Origin of the sequence: Pseudomonas sp. ICMP 10191 (genome assembly GCF_001467335.1) — a bacterium.
GTDB classification, from domain to species: Bacteria; Pseudomonadota; Gammaproteobacteria; order Pseudomonadales; family Pseudomonadaceae; genus Aquipseudomonas; species Aquipseudomonas cerasi.
In genome coordinates this window covers 72,978-88,831 of the sequence record NZ_LKGW01000104.1, presented here as the reverse complement: position 1 = coordinate 88,831, position 15,854 = coordinate 72,978, and the positions used below count along the sequence as shown (strand labels likewise).

General features: G+C 60.0%; 14 protein-coding genes. 6 read left to right on the top strand and 8 right to left on the bottom strand.

The window, feature by feature from the left end; genetic code table 11:
* Positions 1-251: 251 nt before the first annotated feature.
* The 7 genes from glpE to AO388_RS11470 form a co-directional block, all read right to left on the bottom strand.
* Entirely contained in the window at positions 252-572 is a 321-nt protein-coding gene (glpE, locus tag AO388_RS11500) for a thiosulfate sulfurtransferase GlpE (RefSeq protein ID WP_003372784.1), read from the bottom strand.
* A 23-nt stretch (positions 573-595) separates the two neighbouring features.
* Positions 596-1,471 carry a symmetrical bis(5'-nucleosyl)-tetraphosphatase gene (locus AO388_RS11495; RefSeq protein ID WP_058416478.1) on the bottom strand — a complete coding sequence of 292 codons (876 nt, stop codon included), beginning with the start codon at positions 1,469-1,471 and terminating at the stop codon, positions 596-598.
* Positions 1,471-1,851, bottom strand: coding sequence for a Co2+/Mg2+ efflux protein ApaG (gene apaG, locus AO388_RS11490; RefSeq protein ID WP_003316251.1), 381 nt, complete (start codon positions 1,849-1,851; stop codon positions 1,471-1,473). The genes AO388_RS11495 and apaG overlap by 1 nt, the downstream gene beginning before the upstream one ends.
* A gap of 115 nt (positions 1,852-1,966) precedes the next feature.
* Complete coding sequence (rsmA, locus tag AO388_RS11485) at positions 1,967-2,773, bottom strand: 16S rRNA (adenine(1518)-N(6)/adenine(1519)-N(6))-dimethyltransferase RsmA (RefSeq protein WP_003433248.1); 807 nt, start codon at positions 2,771-2,773, stop codon at positions 1,967-1,969.
* The gene (gene pdxA / locus AO388_RS11480) at positions 2,770-3,759 is read right to left on the bottom strand and encodes a 4-hydroxythreonine-4-phosphate dehydrogenase PdxA (protein ID WP_058416477.1); all 990 of its coding nucleotides are present in this window, start codon (positions 3,757-3,759) and stop codon (positions 2,770-2,772) included. Before pdxA ends, rsmA begins: the two co-directional genes overlap by 4 nt.
* Positions 3,756-5,078, bottom strand: coding sequence for a peptidylprolyl isomerase (locus tag AO388_RS11475; protein WP_003433245.1), 1,323 nt, complete (start codon positions 5,076-5,078; stop codon positions 3,756-3,758). The genes pdxA and AO388_RS11475 overlap by 4 nt, the downstream gene beginning before the upstream one ends.
* Positions 5,059-7,839: an LPS-assembly protein LptD gene (locus AO388_RS11470; RefSeq protein ID WP_058416476.1), complete on the bottom strand. Its 2,781-nt coding sequence runs from the start codon at positions 7,837-7,839 to the stop codon at positions 5,059-5,061. Before AO388_RS11470 ends, AO388_RS11475 begins: the two co-directional genes overlap by 20 nt.
* Positions 7,840-7,968: 129 nt before the next feature.
* Between AO388_RS11470 and AO388_RS11465 the strand changes: the two genes are divergently transcribed.
* The 3 genes from AO388_RS11465 to AO388_RS11455 all read left to right on the top strand — a co-directional run bounded on the left by AO388_RS11465 (position 7,969) and on the right by AO388_RS11455 (position 10,530).
* Positions 7,969-8,991 (top strand): aminoglycoside phosphotransferase family protein, encoded by a 1,023-nt coding sequence (locus AO388_RS11465; protein ID WP_003433240.1) that lies wholly within the window; start codon positions 7,969-7,971, stop codon positions 8,989-8,991.
* Between the two features lie 99 nt (positions 8,992-9,090).
* Positions 9,091-9,762, top strand: a complete 672-nt coding sequence (gene murU, locus AO388_RS11460) for an N-acetylmuramate alpha-1-phosphate uridylyltransferase MurU (RefSeq protein ID WP_003433236.1) — start codon at positions 9,091-9,093, stop codon at positions 9,760-9,762.
* A complete protein-coding gene (locus AO388_RS11455; protein WP_003433228.1) occupies positions 9,763-10,530 on the top strand; it encodes a TerB family tellurite resistance protein in 768 nt (255 codons plus the stop codon).
* Positions 10,531-10,538: 8 nt separating this feature from the next.
* Here AO388_RS11455 and AO388_RS11450 read toward each other — a convergent pair whose 3' ends face one another.
* A complete protein-coding gene (locus tag AO388_RS11450; protein WP_003433226.1) occupies positions 10,539-11,537 on the bottom strand; it encodes an alpha/beta hydrolase family protein in 999 nt (332 codons plus the stop codon).
* 78 nt (positions 11,538-11,615) lie between these two features.
* Here AO388_RS11450 and AO388_RS11445 point away from each other — a divergent pair, with 78 nt between their 5' ends.
* From AO388_RS11445 to AO388_RS11435, 3 genes are all read left to right on the top strand, one after another.
* The gene (locus tag AO388_RS11445) at positions 11,616-13,664 is read left to right on the top strand and encodes a sensor histidine kinase (RefSeq protein ID WP_003433224.1); all 2,049 of its coding nucleotides are present in this window, start codon (positions 11,616-11,618) and stop codon (positions 13,662-13,664) included.
* Entirely contained in the window at positions 13,661-14,290 is a 630-nt protein-coding gene (locus tag AO388_RS11440; RefSeq protein ID WP_003341145.1) for a response regulator, read from the top strand. The genes AO388_RS11445 and AO388_RS11440 overlap by 4 nt, the downstream gene beginning before the upstream one ends.
* A gap of 396 nt (positions 14,291-14,686) precedes the next feature.
* Entirely contained in the window at positions 14,687-15,811 is a 1,125-nt protein-coding gene (locus AO388_RS11435; protein WP_003372763.1) for an ABC transporter ATP-binding protein, read from the top strand.
* Positions 15,812-15,854: the final 43 nt, after the last annotated feature.

The following is a 15,854-nucleotide window of genomic DNA, read 5'->3' as shown; positions in this document are numbered from 1 at the left end:
ATCGTCAGTCGATGCTGGCAACAACCGTAGCACTACGGCTGCTGTTTCCCCCCAGAACACCTTAAAAGTAACTACCGATGACCCACGCGCCGGTGTACCGGCTCTCCCCTGAATACGGATGGCCTAGGCTAAGGATAGTTCGGATTCGGAAAGATAAAGAAGGGATGCGCGAGAAGAGGGGGTGACCGTTCGTCAGATGGCTCGCGAGCCCGCGTAGAACGCGGGATCAGCTGTCATAAAAATATTTTCTATCAGCCTTGCACGGTTTCTTGCGGGTAAGTGGCGCGCCACAGCTCGAAACCACCGTCAACGCTGTACACATCGGAGAAACCCTGGCCGACCAGATAAGCTGCAGCGCTCTGGCTGGAGTTGCCGTGGTAACAGACGACCACCAACGGCTTGTCCAGGTCGGCCTCGCGGATGAAGTCGGCGATCGAGTGGTTGTCCAGATGCACGGAATCGGGAATGTGATTGCTCTGAAAAGCCTGTGGATCCCGAACATCGACCAGCACGGCGCCTTGCTCGCGCAGAGCCTGCGCCTGTTCAGGTGGGATACGTTTGAATTCAGTCATTGCCTGGGCTCCTGAGCCTGAGGTTACGAAAGGGGAGTAGCGCCGGGTTGCACGCGGGTAACAAGCCCGTCGGCGGCATTGCCGATAGCATCGCAATTGCACTGATGACGTTCAAGCGTATCGACATTGAGCAGCGTCATCGAGCCGCCCCAGACACATCCGCTGTCGAGGGCAAAGACGTCCGGTTCGTCGCAGCGACCTTCCAGTGCAGCCCAGTGGCCGAAAATGATTTTCACGTTTCGGGTCTTGCGGCTCTGATGGCTGAACCAGGGCGCGTAGCCAGGTATCGCGGTGCCGACACCTTCCTTGCTCTTCAGGTCGAGCTTGCCCTCGCTGGTGCAGAAGCGCATGCGGGTGAAGTAGTTGGTGATGACCCGCAGACGCGTTACGCCTTGCAAGTCGTTGTCCCACTTGGCTGGTTCATTGCCGTACATGCCGTCGAGAAAGGCGCCGTACAACTGTTCGTCCTGCAGCGCGTGCTCGACTTCGGCGGCGTGCTTCAAGGCTTTTTTCAGCGTCCACTGCGGCGCGATACCGGCATGCACCATAGCGACATTGCGTTCTGCATCGTAATGCATGAGCTTTTGCCGGCGTACCCAGTCGAGCAGGTCGTCGCGGTCAGGCGCTTCAAGGATTTCAAGCAGCGTGTCGCCTTTCTTCAGCAGCTCTTTTTTACGGGCCACTGCCAGCAGGTGCAGGTCATGATTGCCGAGCACGCACACCAGCGATTCGCGGATGCTGTACAGATAGCGAAGCGTTTCCAGCGATTGCGGGCCACGATTGACGAGGTCGCCCACCAGCCAGAGGCGATCGTGCTCCGGGTTGAAGTGGACGTGCTCGAGCAGGCATTGCAGAGGTTCAAGGCAGCCTTGCAGGTCACCCACGGCGTACACTGCCATCAGTGCAGCGAGCCCGGAACGGCCAGACGGAAAGGCTCGATAACGGCATCGAAGCGTTTGCCGTCTTCGGCAAGCATCTGGTAGGTGCCCTGCATATTGCCGACTTTGGTGGTCATGACCGTACCACTGCTGTAGGTATGGCTTTGGCCGACCTTGATCAGTGGCTGCTGGCCAACCACGCCTTCGCCCCGTACTTCCTCGACATTGCCATCACCGTCGGTAATGACCCAGTGCCGCGACAGCAGCCGGGCAGGCAACTCGCCGTTGTTGTGCACGGTGATGGTGTAGGCGAAAGCGAAGCGGTTCTGCTCGGGTTGTGACTGTTCCGAGAGGAAGCGTGTGACGACGCTGACGTCGACCTTGTAACGAGAATCGGGCATGCAATAGGCCTTGAAATCCATAGCTGCGAAAAAGGGCGTGTGCGGCAGGTAGATCAGTCTAGGACAAGTAAGCGGAAAATGAAGACCGAGCCTGCCGTTTACTTGTCCCCAGGGTTCACTCGGTCACAACTTTTTCGCTGAGAGTGTCTGCCAGACGAACGAATGCAGCCAGATCGAGCTGCTCGGGACGCAAGCTGCCGTCTACTCCGGAAGCGGTAATCTCGTCGCTGGTCAACAGCAGCTTGAGCGTGTTGCGCAGGGTCTTGCGACGCTGGTTAAACGCTTCACGCACGATGCGCTCCAGCACACGGTGATCCTTGGCAGGGTGCGGCAGTGTTTCATAAGGGACGAGGCGCACAATGGCCGAGTCCACTTTCGGCGGCGGGTTGAACGCACCCGGTCCGACGTTGAACAGGTGTTCCACGCGGCAATGGTACTGAACCATGATCGACAGGCGGCCCCAGTCACCACCGCCGGGTCCGGCAGCCATGCGCTCGACCACTTCCTTTTGCAGCATGAAGTGCATGTCGCGGATCAGGCTGGCGTTCTGCAAGAGGTGAAAAATCAGCGGTGTCGAGATGTTGTACGGCAGGTTGCCCACCACCCGCAGGCTGCGCGGTTCGGCGCCGAGGGTGTTGAAATCGAACTTCAGCGCGTCGCCCTGATGCAGGTTGAAGTTCGGCTTGTTGGCGAACTGACCGTTCAGGATCGGGATCAGGTCCTTGTCCAGCTCGACCACGTCCAGCTGAGCGCCGCTGTCGAGCAGGCCCTCGGTCAGTGCACCCTGGCCCGGCCCGATTTCCAGCAGTCGGTCTTCAGGTTTGGCACGGATGGCGCGCAGGATCTTGTCGATAACGCCTGCATCGTGCAGGAAGTTCTGCCCGAAGCGCTTGCGCGCCCGGTGTTGGTATTGCTCGGTCATGAATGGGTCTCGGCCATCTGGTAGGCGGTTTGCAGTGCGACGTGCAGGCTGCCGGTGTCGATGTTTGCGGTGCCAGCCAGGTCCAGCGCCGTGCCGTGATCGACAGAGGTGCGGATGATTGGCAGGCCGAGCGTCACATTGACCGCTGCGCCGAAACCTTTGTACTTCAGCACGGGCAGGCCCTGATCGTGGTACATCGCCAGCACTGCGTCGCAGTGCTCCAGATATTTGGGGGTAAACAGAGTGTCTGCAGGCAGCGGGCCGCTCAAGTCCAGGCCTTCGCTGCGCAGGCGCTCCAGAGCAGGTTCGATGATGTCGATTTCCTCACGACCCAGATGCCCGCTTTCGCCGGCATGAGGATTGAGGCCGCAGACCAGAATGCGTGGGTGGGCAATGCCGAACTTGTTGACCAGATCGGCGTGCAGGATGTGTGTCACGCGCTCCAGACGATCCGCTGTGATGGCGTCGGCCACATCGCGCAACGGCAGGTGAGTGGTCACCAGTGCTACGCGCAGGTCGCCGGTCGCCAGCATCATCACCACCTGTTCGGTGTGAGTCAGTTCAGCGAGAAATTCGGTGTGTCCGGAAAACGCGATACCGCCTTCGTTGATCACGCCTTTGTGCACCGGGGCGGTGATCATGCCGCTGAACAGCCCATCCAGGCAGCCCTGGCCCGCGCGAGTCAGGGTTTCCAGGACGAATGCAGCATTGGCCTTGTTGAGCACGCCGGTTTCCACCGGAGCGGCCAGTGGCGTATCCCAGACATACAGACTGCCGGCAGGTGCAGGCAGGTCGGGAAGCGCGTCGGGCGTGACTGAGATCAGACTGACCGCCACACCCAGTTGCGCGGCCCGCTCAAGGAGCAGGTCACGGCTGGTGATGGCAATCAGGGGGTATGGCTGAGGCTGCGTGGCGAGCAGCAGGCAAAGGTCGGGACCTATGCCGGCCGGCTCGCCGGGTGTCAGTGCGAAACGCTTGGGTTTCACTGTGCAGCCTGGGTCGCGCCAGGGAGTTTGATTTCAACGTAGGCTTCGTCGCGAATCTGGCGCAGCCAGGTTTGCAGCTCTTCGTCGTACTTGCGGTTACGCAATACGTTCAGCGCCTGCTGTTCACGAGCCTGATCGGTAGCGTCCGTTGAGCGACGACCGAGTACTTCGAGAACATGCCAGCCATACTGGGTCTGGAACGGTTTGGACAATTCGCCTTGTGGCGTTTCGCTCATGACCTGACGGAATTCCGGAACCAGAGAGTTGGGATCAACCCAGTTCAGATCGCCGCCATTGAGCGCAGAACCCGGATCTTCCGAAAAGCTTTTCGCCAGCTCGGCGAAATCTTCGCCGTTCTGGATGCGGTCGTAGATCTTCTGGGCAAGACGCTTGGTCTCTGCCTCGTTACGAATTTCGCTTGGCTTGATCAGGATATGACGCACATGCACTTCATCACGCATTTGCGCCTGACCCTGGCCGCCACGCTTTTCCAGCAGCTTGAGAATGATGAAACCGCCCGGCGTACGTGCAGGAGGTGTCACGTCACCGACAGGCATCGAGCTGAGCATGTCACCGAACGGCGGTGGCAGTTGTGCAGCCTTGCGCCAGCCCATGTCGCCGCCTTCCAGTGCGTTTTCGCTGGACGAGGAGGTGGCTGCGAGCCGGGTGAAGTCAGCACCTTTCTTCAGCTGGTCGTAGATACCCTTGGCCTTGGCCGCTGCAGCCTGGATGGCGTCCGAAGAAGCGCTGTCAGGCGTAGCGATCAGAATGTTGGCCAAGTGAAACTCTTCAGACAACTGAGCCTTGCCCAGATCGGAGGCGAGGAAGTTCTTCACTTCCTGCTGGGACACCTGGATACGTTCGGCCACCCGGCGCTGACGCACGCGGCTGATGATCATTTCCCGGCGCACCTGTTCGCGCGCATCGTTATAGGACAGACCGTCATGCGCCAGCGCGGCGCGGAATTGATCCACGCTCATGTTGTTGCGCTGGGCAATAGTGCCAATGGCCTGATTCAACTCGTCGTCGGAGACGCGAATGCCAGAGCGTTCGCCCATCTGCAACTGCAGGTTTTCCAGGATCAGACGATCCAGAACCTGTGGTTGCAGGGCTTCTGCAGGCGGTACACCAGAACCACGCTTGGCAATGGTCTGCTGAACTTCACGTACACGCTGGTCCATCTGGCTTTTCATGATCACGTCGTTGTCGACGATAGCCACAACACTGTCCAGAGGTTGAACCGCAGCATGCACTGCACCGCTCAGGAGTAACGCGCCCAGCATCAGCGGGCGCAGACAATCAGAAAGCTTGGTCTTCACGTTCACGATAACCTTGAATGCCTTTGTCGAGGAAGCTGTCTACCTTGGCGCCAGTGACACCGCCGAGCCCCTTCAACACGATTTGTAGGAATATGCCGCGGTCGCCTTTCTCGTTCTGAGGTGCTGCCTGGCTGAACTCGTCGTAGTCGATCCAGTAGCGATTGACCAGACGCATTTTCCAGCAGCAGTTGTCGTACTCGAACCCGCCGAAAGCTTCGATGGTGCGTTCACGGTTGTAGTCATACTGCCAGCGGCTGATCAGGCTCCACTGCGGCACGATCGGCCAGATGACCGAGAAATCGTGCTGCTGAATCTTGTAGTAGTCCTTCACATAGTTTGGCGAACCCGGGGTGCCGTAGTCGCCACCACCCACAACCCAACGGCCGGTGCTTTCGTCGTAACGAATCTGGTCGTTGCGATAGCGGTAGCCAAGGTTGACGACCTTGTTCGGGTTGTCTTCAGGCTGGTAGTGGAACATTGCGCTGCCCGAACGGGTGCTTCGGCTGTCCGGATCCCAGTTGAAATCGGAGTTGAAGCGCCAGTCGCGGTTGAAGCGGTATTCGTATTCCAGTGCATAAGGCGAAACGTTGGAGCGCGCATCATCACGATCCGCGAACACCACGCCCGGCAACTGCACCTTGCGGTCTTCGAAATACAGCGCCTGACCGATGCTGAAGCGTTGACGTTCGAAGCCGTTTTCCTCGATCCAGCGGTTGGTGACGCCCAGCGACAGCTTGTTCTCGTCGCCGATGCGGTCGGAACCGGTGAAGCGGTTGTCACGGAACAGCGAAGCGAAGTTGAAGGTGCTTTCGCTGGTGTCGAATACCGGGATGTCGGTCTGGTCTTTCTCTGGAACATAGAGATAGAACAGGCGCGGCTCCAGGGTCTGGCGATAATCCTTGCCGAACCAGTTGGTATTGCGGTCGAAGTACAGGCCGCTGTCGACGCTGAAGATCGGCACGCTGCGGCTTTGGCTGCTGCTGTACTCTTCGCCGGCCAGGAGCGTGTTTTTGCCCTGGCTGTCGATATCCAGATCGTATTGCGTGTAGACATACTTCAGCTTCGGCGTCAGGAAGCCATAGGTCCAGTTCATCGGCAGGCTGACCGACGGTGCCAGGTTCAGACGATCGCCGTTGGCGCGAGCCAGGCCGGAGATGTTGTTGTCCAGGCGTGTCTCGGAGTTGCCGTCTTCATCGATGAACGCGCCGCTGCGCAGGTCACGTTCGAAGCGCACCGCTTCAGTCTGATAATCGAACTTCAGGCCGCCGGGGTTGTAGGGCAACGTACCGTTCAGTGTCAGCTGAGGCAGGCGGTTGTACGGCGTAACGTTGGCAACCGTCGCCAGCTTGTAGGCCTGAGCATTGAGCACTGCCGAGAAGCTGTCGCCACGGTAGGTCAGGGAGCCTTGCTGGTTGAGGAAGTCAGTCCTTTTAACGCCGATCTGATCGGTTTCCAGATCCTGGAAGTAGTACGGATCGCTGATGTCGGTGTAATCGACCTGGGTCAGCCAGCGCGTATCAAGCCCGCCCTTGTGCTGCCAGTTGATCATCCAGCGGGTCTTGTCGTAGTCCGACTGCAGTTTGCGGTCGTCGTTTTCGTCGTTCAGGTACGCGCCGCCAAACTGACCTTCGCTGCCTTTGGTCAGGTAGCGGAACTCGCCTTCCATCAGCAAGCCACGATCAGCCATGTAACGCGGGTACAACGTGGCGTCGTAGTTCGGCGCCAGGTTGAAGTAGTACGGGGTGACCAGCGTGAAGCCGTTGTCGCCGCCTGCTGCAATGGAAGGCGGCAGGAAACCGGACTGACGACGGTCGTCGATCGGGAAGTAGATATACGGCGTGTACAGAACCGGTATGTCCTTGACCCGCAGGGTAACGTTGGTCGCTGTACCGAAGCCGGTGGCCGGGTTCAGCGTGATGTTGTTGCCCTTGAGCGTCCAGGCGTTGCTGTTCGGCTCGCACGTCGTGTAGGTACCGTCCTTGAGCCGGATGATCGCGTTCTCTGCACGCTTGGCGTACAGGGCGTTACCGCGAATGTTCGACTTGTGCAGGACGTACTCTGCGTTGTCGACACGGGCTTCGCCGGTATCGAGTTGCAGTTCGGCCTTGTCACCGACGATCAGCGCACCATTGTCGCGCAGACGGACATCGCCGTTCAGCTCGCCACGGTTCTCGGCCTGATGCAGTGCAGCCTCCTGGGCCTGCACCTGCATGCTGCCCTGGCGCATCACGACATCACCCGCCAGCGTGGCGACCTGCGCTTCCTGTTCGTAACGCGAAGCCTTGGCTCCGACGAACATCGGCGCGTCTTTCATCGGCGTCTTGTCGTCCATGCCAGGACGGATCGGCTCGACGTAGGCACCCGAGCAATACGGGCCGGTCTCGGCCAGTTGCGCTGCGGTAAGCTTTTCGCGAGGAACCCAATCGAGGTGGCTGTAGTCAGCACTACGCGACTTCAGACCTTTGCCCTTGGCTTCAGTGACCAGTTGCGTACCCGCAGACTGTTCACCCGAAGAGGTGCCTTGTGAGGTGACCGTGCCGTTGGAACTGACCGACGTCGTGTCATGCACGGGGCGCGGAGGCAGATCCACTGCAGCAGCATTGGATTTCGGCGCACAGTTCCAGGCACCCGAAGCAGAGACTGAGCAGTCATACTGTTCCGCGGCGACCACGAACTGAGTGGCCAGAGGTTGCATCGCCAGCAGACTGCCGGTTACGAGCAACGGAAATTTTTTACGAAACGCGGGGGATTTCAATGCCATCTTATTAGTCCGGGCTTCCTGCGCGCCATCTGCCCGCGGGGGGGCCGCACGCCTCTCGATGGGCTGAAAAAGATTCCGGATAATAAAGCATGACCCGCTTGACGGCTAGCGCCGTCGGAGACCCTTGTAATGTCAGATCAAGATATACGCCTGCAATCCCTGAAAGTTTGGCTCGATGAGCAGTTGCCGGCGCTGTTTTCGGCGCACGGTTGGGGCGCTGTGCCCCCGGCTACATTGACTGCGGCCAGTAGTGACGCAAGTTTTCGCCGTTATTTTCGCTGGGAGGGGGCGGACCGAACTTTTATTGTCATGGACGCCCCTCCACCGCAGGAAAACTGCAAACCGTTCGTGGATATCGCTCATTTATTGGAAAAGTCGGGCATTAATGTTCCAAAAATTTATGCCGAAGACCTGACACAAGGCTTTTTGCTGCTCAACGATCTGGGTCGCCAGACTTATCTGGATGTCATTGACGCCGATAATGCCGATGCCTTGTTCGCTGATGCTATCCAGGCGTTGCTGGCCTACCAGCAACTGCCTATGGACGCGCCGTTGCCCAGCTATGACGTGGCGTTGCTGCGCCGTGAGCTGGAGCTGTTTCCCGAGTGGTACGTAAAGCGGCACCTGGGTATCGAGATGGACGAGGCGCAGTTGAGCGACTGGCAGCAGGTCAGCGAGCTGTTGATCAACAGCGCCCTGGCACAGCCCAAAGTACTGGTGCATCGCGACTATATGCCGCGAAACCTGATGATCAGCGAGCCCAACCCGGGCGTGCTGGATTTCCAGGATGCGGTCTATGGCCCGGTCACCTATGACGTGACATGCCTGTTCAAGGACGCATTTCTGAGCTGGCCGCAGGAGCGTGTCAGTGACTGGCTGCGCACCTACTGGGATCAGGCGCGTGCCGTCGGCATTCCGGTACAGGAAGATTTTGCCGCATTCGAGCGCGCCAGTGATCTGATGGGCGTACAGCGACATTTGAAGGTGATCGGCATTTTTGCCCGCATTTGCCACCGAGATGGGAAACCGCGCTACCTGGAAGACGTTCCGCGCTTTTTCGCCTATATAGAGGCGGTTTTGTCGCGTCGCCCAGAGCTGGCGCAACTCGGGCAGTTGCTCACCAGTCTGCAACCGGTAGACGCGGCTGTCTGAAAGGACAGAGACGGCCAGCGTGAGAGAGCCGTTTTAGACATGGCCGCCTTGAAAGATGGCCATTTTGGAAAAGATCTTGATTGTGTCGAAGAGGACTGCATGAAAGCGATGATTCTCGCCGCCGGTAAAGGCGAGCGAATGCGCCCGTTGACCCTGCACACACCCAAACCGTTGGTACGTGTCGGTGATGTGCCGTTGATCGAATACCACCTGAGCGCCTTGCGCGATGCAGGGTTTCACCAACTGGTCATCAACCATGCGTGGCTGGGCCAGCAGATCGAGGATTACCTGGGTGACGGTCAGCGTTTCGACCTGAGCATCCGTTATTCGCCTGAAGGCATGCCGCTGGAAACGGGCGGTGGCATTCAGCGTGCATTGCCGCTGCTTGGCCTTGAGCCGTTCGTGGTGATCAACGGGGATATCTGGACCGATTACGACTTCGGTGCATTGCGCGTGCCGCTTGCGGGCCTTGCGCATCTGGTATTGGTCGATAACCCTGCGCACCATCCGACGGGTGATTTCTCACTGGTTGACGGTCAGGTGCGCGACGACGATTCGGCAGGTCAGCGGTTGACGTACAGCGGCATCGCCATCCTCCATCCACAGCTGTTTGCCAACTCTGAGCCCGGCGCGTTCAAGCTCGCGCCGCTGTTGCGCGAGGCGATGCATAAGGGACTGGTCACGGGCGAGCACTACCGAGGGCGCTGGGTCGATGTCGGTACCCACGAGCGTCTGGCCGAAGCCGAGCAGATGCTTGCGGAGACTCGCTGAATGCTTTGGCCCGGCACACTGATCGGCGCTGGAGTCGGTTACGCAATTGCCAGTATTCCAGGCGCAATGCTCGGTGCTCTATTGGGGCAGGCGCTGGACCGGCGCCTGAAGCTGCAAAGCTGGGCGCATCTGCGTGAGCGTCTGGGTGGGCGTGCAACGATTCCCCAGGACGACCTGCTGTTCGTGTTGCTGGGCCGTCTGGCCAAAAGTGACGGACGGGTTCTGGCCAGCCATATCCACCAGGCACGTATCGAGATGCGCCGTTTGAATCTGAACGAGACGGATCAGTTGCGCGCCATCAACGCTTTCAAGCGCGGCCGCGACGGCTCCGATGGGCTGCGCAGTTATCTGCGTGGTCTGCAACGGCAGCCGGACATTGCCGAAGACATGTTGCGCGCCTGTTGGCGGATGGCCTGGGCGGACGGCAAGGCTTCTCGGGTCGAGCGCGAGCTGATCGGGGTATGGGGCATGTGGCTTGGCTGGACAGGGCCGCAGGTCGAGGCGCTGGCGGCTGACCACGACCCTATGAAGCGTTCACCGATCAGCAGCGGCGACGACTACAAAAGTGCGATGACGCTGCTGGGCATAAGGTCGGACACGGATCCTCTGAGCATCAAGCGTGCCTACCGGCGTCTGCTCAGCCGGCATCACCCTGACAAGATTGCCGGCTCGGGCGCCAATCCGCAGCAAGTGCGGGTGGCGACCGAGAAGACCAGCGAGTTGCACAATGCCTATCGGGTGGTGAAAGCCCGACGCGGGTTCAACTGAACCTGCGCTTACTTTTCCTCTTTGGCGTCTATCCAGCCACGGACACGGCGAAATAGCTGTTCTTGTTCGGTATCTCCGCTGCCGGCGATGTTGATCAGACCAATCTGGGTAAAACCCGGCCCCTTGGTGCGTTTACTGGCCTGCAGGCGGGCTTTTGCAGCCTCGTCAGGCGAGTTTTTGTAGATGAAGTCGACGGCTTTTACTTTCAACTGAGGCACCATGTCCAGCAGCGAAGGCTTGGCATTCAGGGGTTCGCGCGCCGCCAGCATCACCAGCTTCTGCACCACAGGCGATGTCCGCTCGTTGAGGAACCTGGCCGCCCAGTACGCGCCGCTGCTGTGGCCGATCAACACGATACTGCGTGCCTTGTTCTGCTGCGCAAAGCTGATCGCGGCTTCGATCCGCGCAAAGATGCGCTCGGCCTGGGCCTTGTTAATCTCTTCGTCGGCTGCAGCCTTGGCTGTTTCAGCAGCCGCCAGAGCCTCGGCTTCTGCCGCCGGGTCCTTCGCTGTCGCGCTGGCGTCCTTGGGTGTTTCCTTCGGCGTTTCAGTGGCTTTGCTGGCGTTTGCATCTGCCGGAGTTGCATCGGGCTCGCGTGCCCCCGGCGTGTTGTCGAGCGGATCCGGCATGGTGATACTCAGGCTCGACCAGCCGACATCCGGAAACTTGCGACGCAGCGGGCCGACAGCGTCGGGCCAGTCCGGTGATTCAGCGTCGCCAGGCACAATGATGACCGCGCCTTCAGGGGTGTCGGTGTTGGCGGGTTTCCAGAGCGCGAGAAAGCTTTCGTCTCCGGCCTGAAGTTGCTGCTGGTCTTCGCGAGGCAATTGGCGTTCCAGTGCTATTGCGTCTTCCTGCGAGCGGCTGAGCAGCGGGGCTCTTTCGACCGGCGCATCCGCGGCAGCGTCTTTGGCAGGGGCCGGGTCGGCTGCGACGGCAGGCAAGGCGCAAGGCAGTATCAATGACAGAAACAATGCAGGAAACGTTGCGCGAAAGGTGTAGGACATCGGATATTCCAAGCCAGAAACTATCCCGGCAGCCTAATGGGTTGATCGGCTTTTGTCAGGCCTGAGCCTGCGCGGCACATGACCGCGATACGCACACACGAGAGCGACATACTGATGATTCGTCTTCTGCGCACCGGTTTTATCGGCTGCCTGGCTTTGCTCTTGATGGCTCAGATGGTCGATACGCAGGCTGACGAACCTGAAACACCTGCCGTTGCGCAGTTGAGTTCGGCGCAGCGTAATTGGCTCGACCAGCATGGTCCCTTGCGCGTAGGGCTGGTACTGCGGGCGCCTTACGCGCAGTTCGATCAACGTTTGCAGCAGTTGTCCGGCGCCAATGTCGATTTGATGAATGCGCTGGCGGCGACGCTGCCGGTCGAGTTGCTGTGGCGAAACTTTCCTGACCAGAGCGCGCTGGAGAACGCGCTGGCCAAGGGTGAAATCGACGTTGCGCCCGGCTTGATGCAAACCCCGGCAGGCCTGCGTCTGTGGTTGTTTTCCGACCCGTATTTGCGTGTTTCGCAGTTGTTGATCGGCGAACGTGATGGCAGCACTGCCGTGGACCTGGAGAAACTCGACAGCCTTTCCCGCGTTGCGGTGCGCATGCCCGGCACCACGGCGGACTACCTGCGCAGCAATTTCCCGCACCTCAATCTGCAAGGAGTGCTGTTGGAGCGCCAGGCGCTGCAATTGCTGCTCAGTCAGCAAGCACGTTATGCCGTGGTGGACGAGGCGCAACTCAGCCGTTTGCTGCGCGAGCCGGAGTTCGCAGGGCTGGCGGTGGTGGGGGATATCGGGCTGCCCCAATTGTTACGTGTGGCTTCACGTCGCGACATGCCGGAACTGGCGGCCATCGTCAGCGCAGCATTGCGGGCGATCCCTGCCAAGGAGCTGGAGCAACTGCATTCTCGCTGGATGCCGCTGACCCCCGCACATTTCATCGAGTCGACCAAGCTCTGGAAGAACCTGTGCATTCTGCTGCTGGTGATGTTGCTGGCGTGTTTTGCCATCGTGGTCTGGCAGCGACGCCAGCAGCAGGCGCTGGAGCAGGAACTGCTGGCTGCACGCGAGGAACTCGCCCTTCGTGTCGAGGGCGAGGAAGCCTTGCATCTGGCGCAATTCTCTATTGATCAAAGCACCGTCGGCATCCTGTGGGTCAACTGGGACAGCCGTGTGCGTTACGCCAACCGGGCAGCGGAGTCCATGCTGGGCTATGCGCCGGGGCAGGTGGTAGAGCGCCCGCTGATCGATTTCGAGCCCGGTCTGCATATGGATCGCTGGCTCAACCTGTGGAAGAACGCGCGCTCCAGCGAAGACAGCCCGCAAGTCTTCGAGACCCATTGCCTGCGCGCCGATGGCAGCCTGCTGCCCACCGATATCTCGTTGAGCTTCCTGCGCTTTCGTGACGCCGAATACTTGGTGGTATTCCTCACTGACGTCAGCGAACGACGCCGCGCGCATGACCAGTTACGTGACTTGTCGGCGCATCTGGAAAGCGTGCGTGAAGAGGAGAAGGCGCATATTGCCCGCGAGGTTCATGACGAACTGGGTCAGATGCTGACGGTATTGAAGCTCGAGACGTCGATGTGCGAGCTGGCCTATGCCGACCTCGACCCTGGCCTGAGCGAGCGACTGGACAGCATGAAGCGTCTGATCGCTCAGTTGTTTCAACTGGTGCGCGATGTGGCCACGGCCTTGCGGCCGCCGATTCTCGATGCCGGCATCGCATCAGCCATTGAATGGCAGGCGCGCCGTTTCGAGGCGCGCACGCAGATCCCTTGTCTGGTGCAGGTGCCGGACAATCTCCCGGCGCTCAGCGATGCCCGGGCTACAGGCATGTTCCGGATCCTTCAGGAGGCCCTTACCAATGTGATGCGCCATGCACGGGCACACACAGTAGAGATCATTCTGACGCTGCAGGACGGCCTGATGTGCATGAGCGTCGCCGATGACGGGCAGGGGTTTGTCATCGAGTCAGGCAGGGCGGTTTCGTTCGGTCTGGTCGGGATGCGCGAGCGGGTGCTGATGCTCGGTGGCCGACTGGAGCTGGACAGCGAGGTGGGTGAGGGCACAACCTTGCGCGCCTATATCCCGCTGGACACCCTCGCACAGGAGCGAAGACAGTGATTCGTGTTTTGGTAGCCGAAGACCACACCATCGTGCGCGAAGGAATCAAGCAATTGATTGGCTTGGCCAGAGATCTGCAAGTGGTGGGCGAGGCGAGCAATGGCGAACAGTTGCTCGAAACCCTGCGTCATGTGGCCTGCGAAGTGGTGCTGCTGGATATCTCCATGCCCGGCGTCAACGGGCTTGAGGCGATACCGAGGATTCTCGCATTGACCAACCCGCCGGCCATTCTGGTGCTGTCGATGCACAATGAGGCGCAGATGGCTGCGCGTGCATTGAAGGTCGGCGCGGCAGGTTATGCCACCAAGGACAGCGATCCGGCGCTGCTGCTGACGGCCATTCGCCGGGTGGCAGCCGGCGGGCGTTATATTGATCCGGATCTGGCCGACCGCATGGTCTTCGAAGTCGGCCTCACCGACAGCCGGCCTCTGCACTCGCTGCTGTCGGAGCGCGAGTTTTCAGTATTCGAGCGCCTCGCCCAGGGCGCCAACGTCAACGACATCGCTCAGCAACTGGCCTTGAGCAGCAAGACCATCAGCACCCACAAGGCGCGGCTGATGCAAAAAATGAAACTCAACTCGCTGGCCGATCTGGTCAAGTACGCAATGGAGCACAAGCTGCTCTGAGTCTGAAAACGACACCTGACACCCCGCGCCCCTTTGCGACGCAGAGCGTCGAGACCTGCATTCCCACGCGGAGCCTGCGGAACGATAGGCGTCCTTGAGAACGCTGTTGTTCTCGTGCTCTGCGTGGGCATACCGTTCGGAGCGATAGGCGTCCTTGAGAACGCTATCGTGCCCATGCTCCGCGTGGGCATGCCGTTCGGGACGCTCTGCGTCCTCTTGCGATGCCGCGCGTCGAGAAGGGGAGGAACCGACATATCCAATCGCGCCATCTCTGTAGGGCAATCCCTACCCCTGGCCTTCCAGCCAGCCTAGGCGATTCTCTCCCGGCCCCCGATTTGCCGGGGCTTCGGGCTGCTCTAGGCTTGAGCCCACGCAGACAAAACAAAGGTGTGGGTAATGAGCGACGTCGATACAAGCGCTGGAGCAAATGATGTTCTGGTCAGCTTTCGTGGTGTGCAGAAGAGCTACGACGGCGAAGCACTGATCGTCAAAGACCTCAACCTGGACATTCGCAAGGGCGAGTTCCTGACCCTGCTCGGTCCGTCCGGCTCGGGCAAGACCACCAGCCTGATGATGCTGGCCGGTTTCGAGACCCCGACGGCTGGTGAAATCCTCCTCGGTGGCCGCGCCATCAACAACGTGCCGCCGCACAAACGCGACATCGGCATGGTGTTTCAGAACTACGCCTTGTTTCCGCACATGACTGTGGCCGAGAACCTGGCGTTCCCGTTGTCGGTGCGTGGCATGAGCAAGACCGACGTCGGCGAGAAGGTCAAAAAGGCACTGGGCATGGTCCAGCTGGACACGTTTGCGCATCGCTACCCGGCGCAGTTGTCCGGTGGCCAGCAGCAACGCGTGGCGCTGGCACGCGCGCTGGTGTTCGAACCCCAGCTGGTGCTGATGGATGAGCCGCTCGGTGCTCTCGACAAGCAGCTGCGCGAACACATGCAGATGGAGATCAAGCACCTGCACCAGCGCCTGGGCGTGACCGTGGTCTATGTGACCCACGACCAGGGCGAAGCCCTGACCATGTCCGACCGGGTCGCCGTCTTCCATCAGGGCGAGATCCAGCAGATCGCACCGCCCCGCAGCCTGTACGAAGAGCCGAAGAACACCTTCGTGGCCAACTTCATCGGCGAGAACAACCGCCTCAATGGACGTCTGGTCAGCCAGGACGGCGACCGCTGCGTGGTCGAGCTGGAGCGTGGCGAGAAAGTCCACGCACTGGCGATCAACGTCGGTCAGCCTGGCGGTCCGGTGACCCTGTCGATCCGTCCCGAGCGCATCAACCTCAATGGTCGCAGCGAGAGCTGTGCCAACCGGTTTTCCGGTCGTGTGGCCGAGTTCATCTATCTGGGCGACCACGTTCGCGTGCGCCTGGAAGTGGCAGGCAAGAACGACTTCTTCGTCAAACAGCCGATTGCTGAACTGGACCCGACGCTCAGCGTGGGCGATGTCGTGCCGATCGGCTGGCAAGTCGAGCACGTCCGCGCGCTCGACCCCTTGCAGCAAGTGCATTGATCTATCAATAAAAGCAATAACAGAGGCGACCTGATCGCCCATC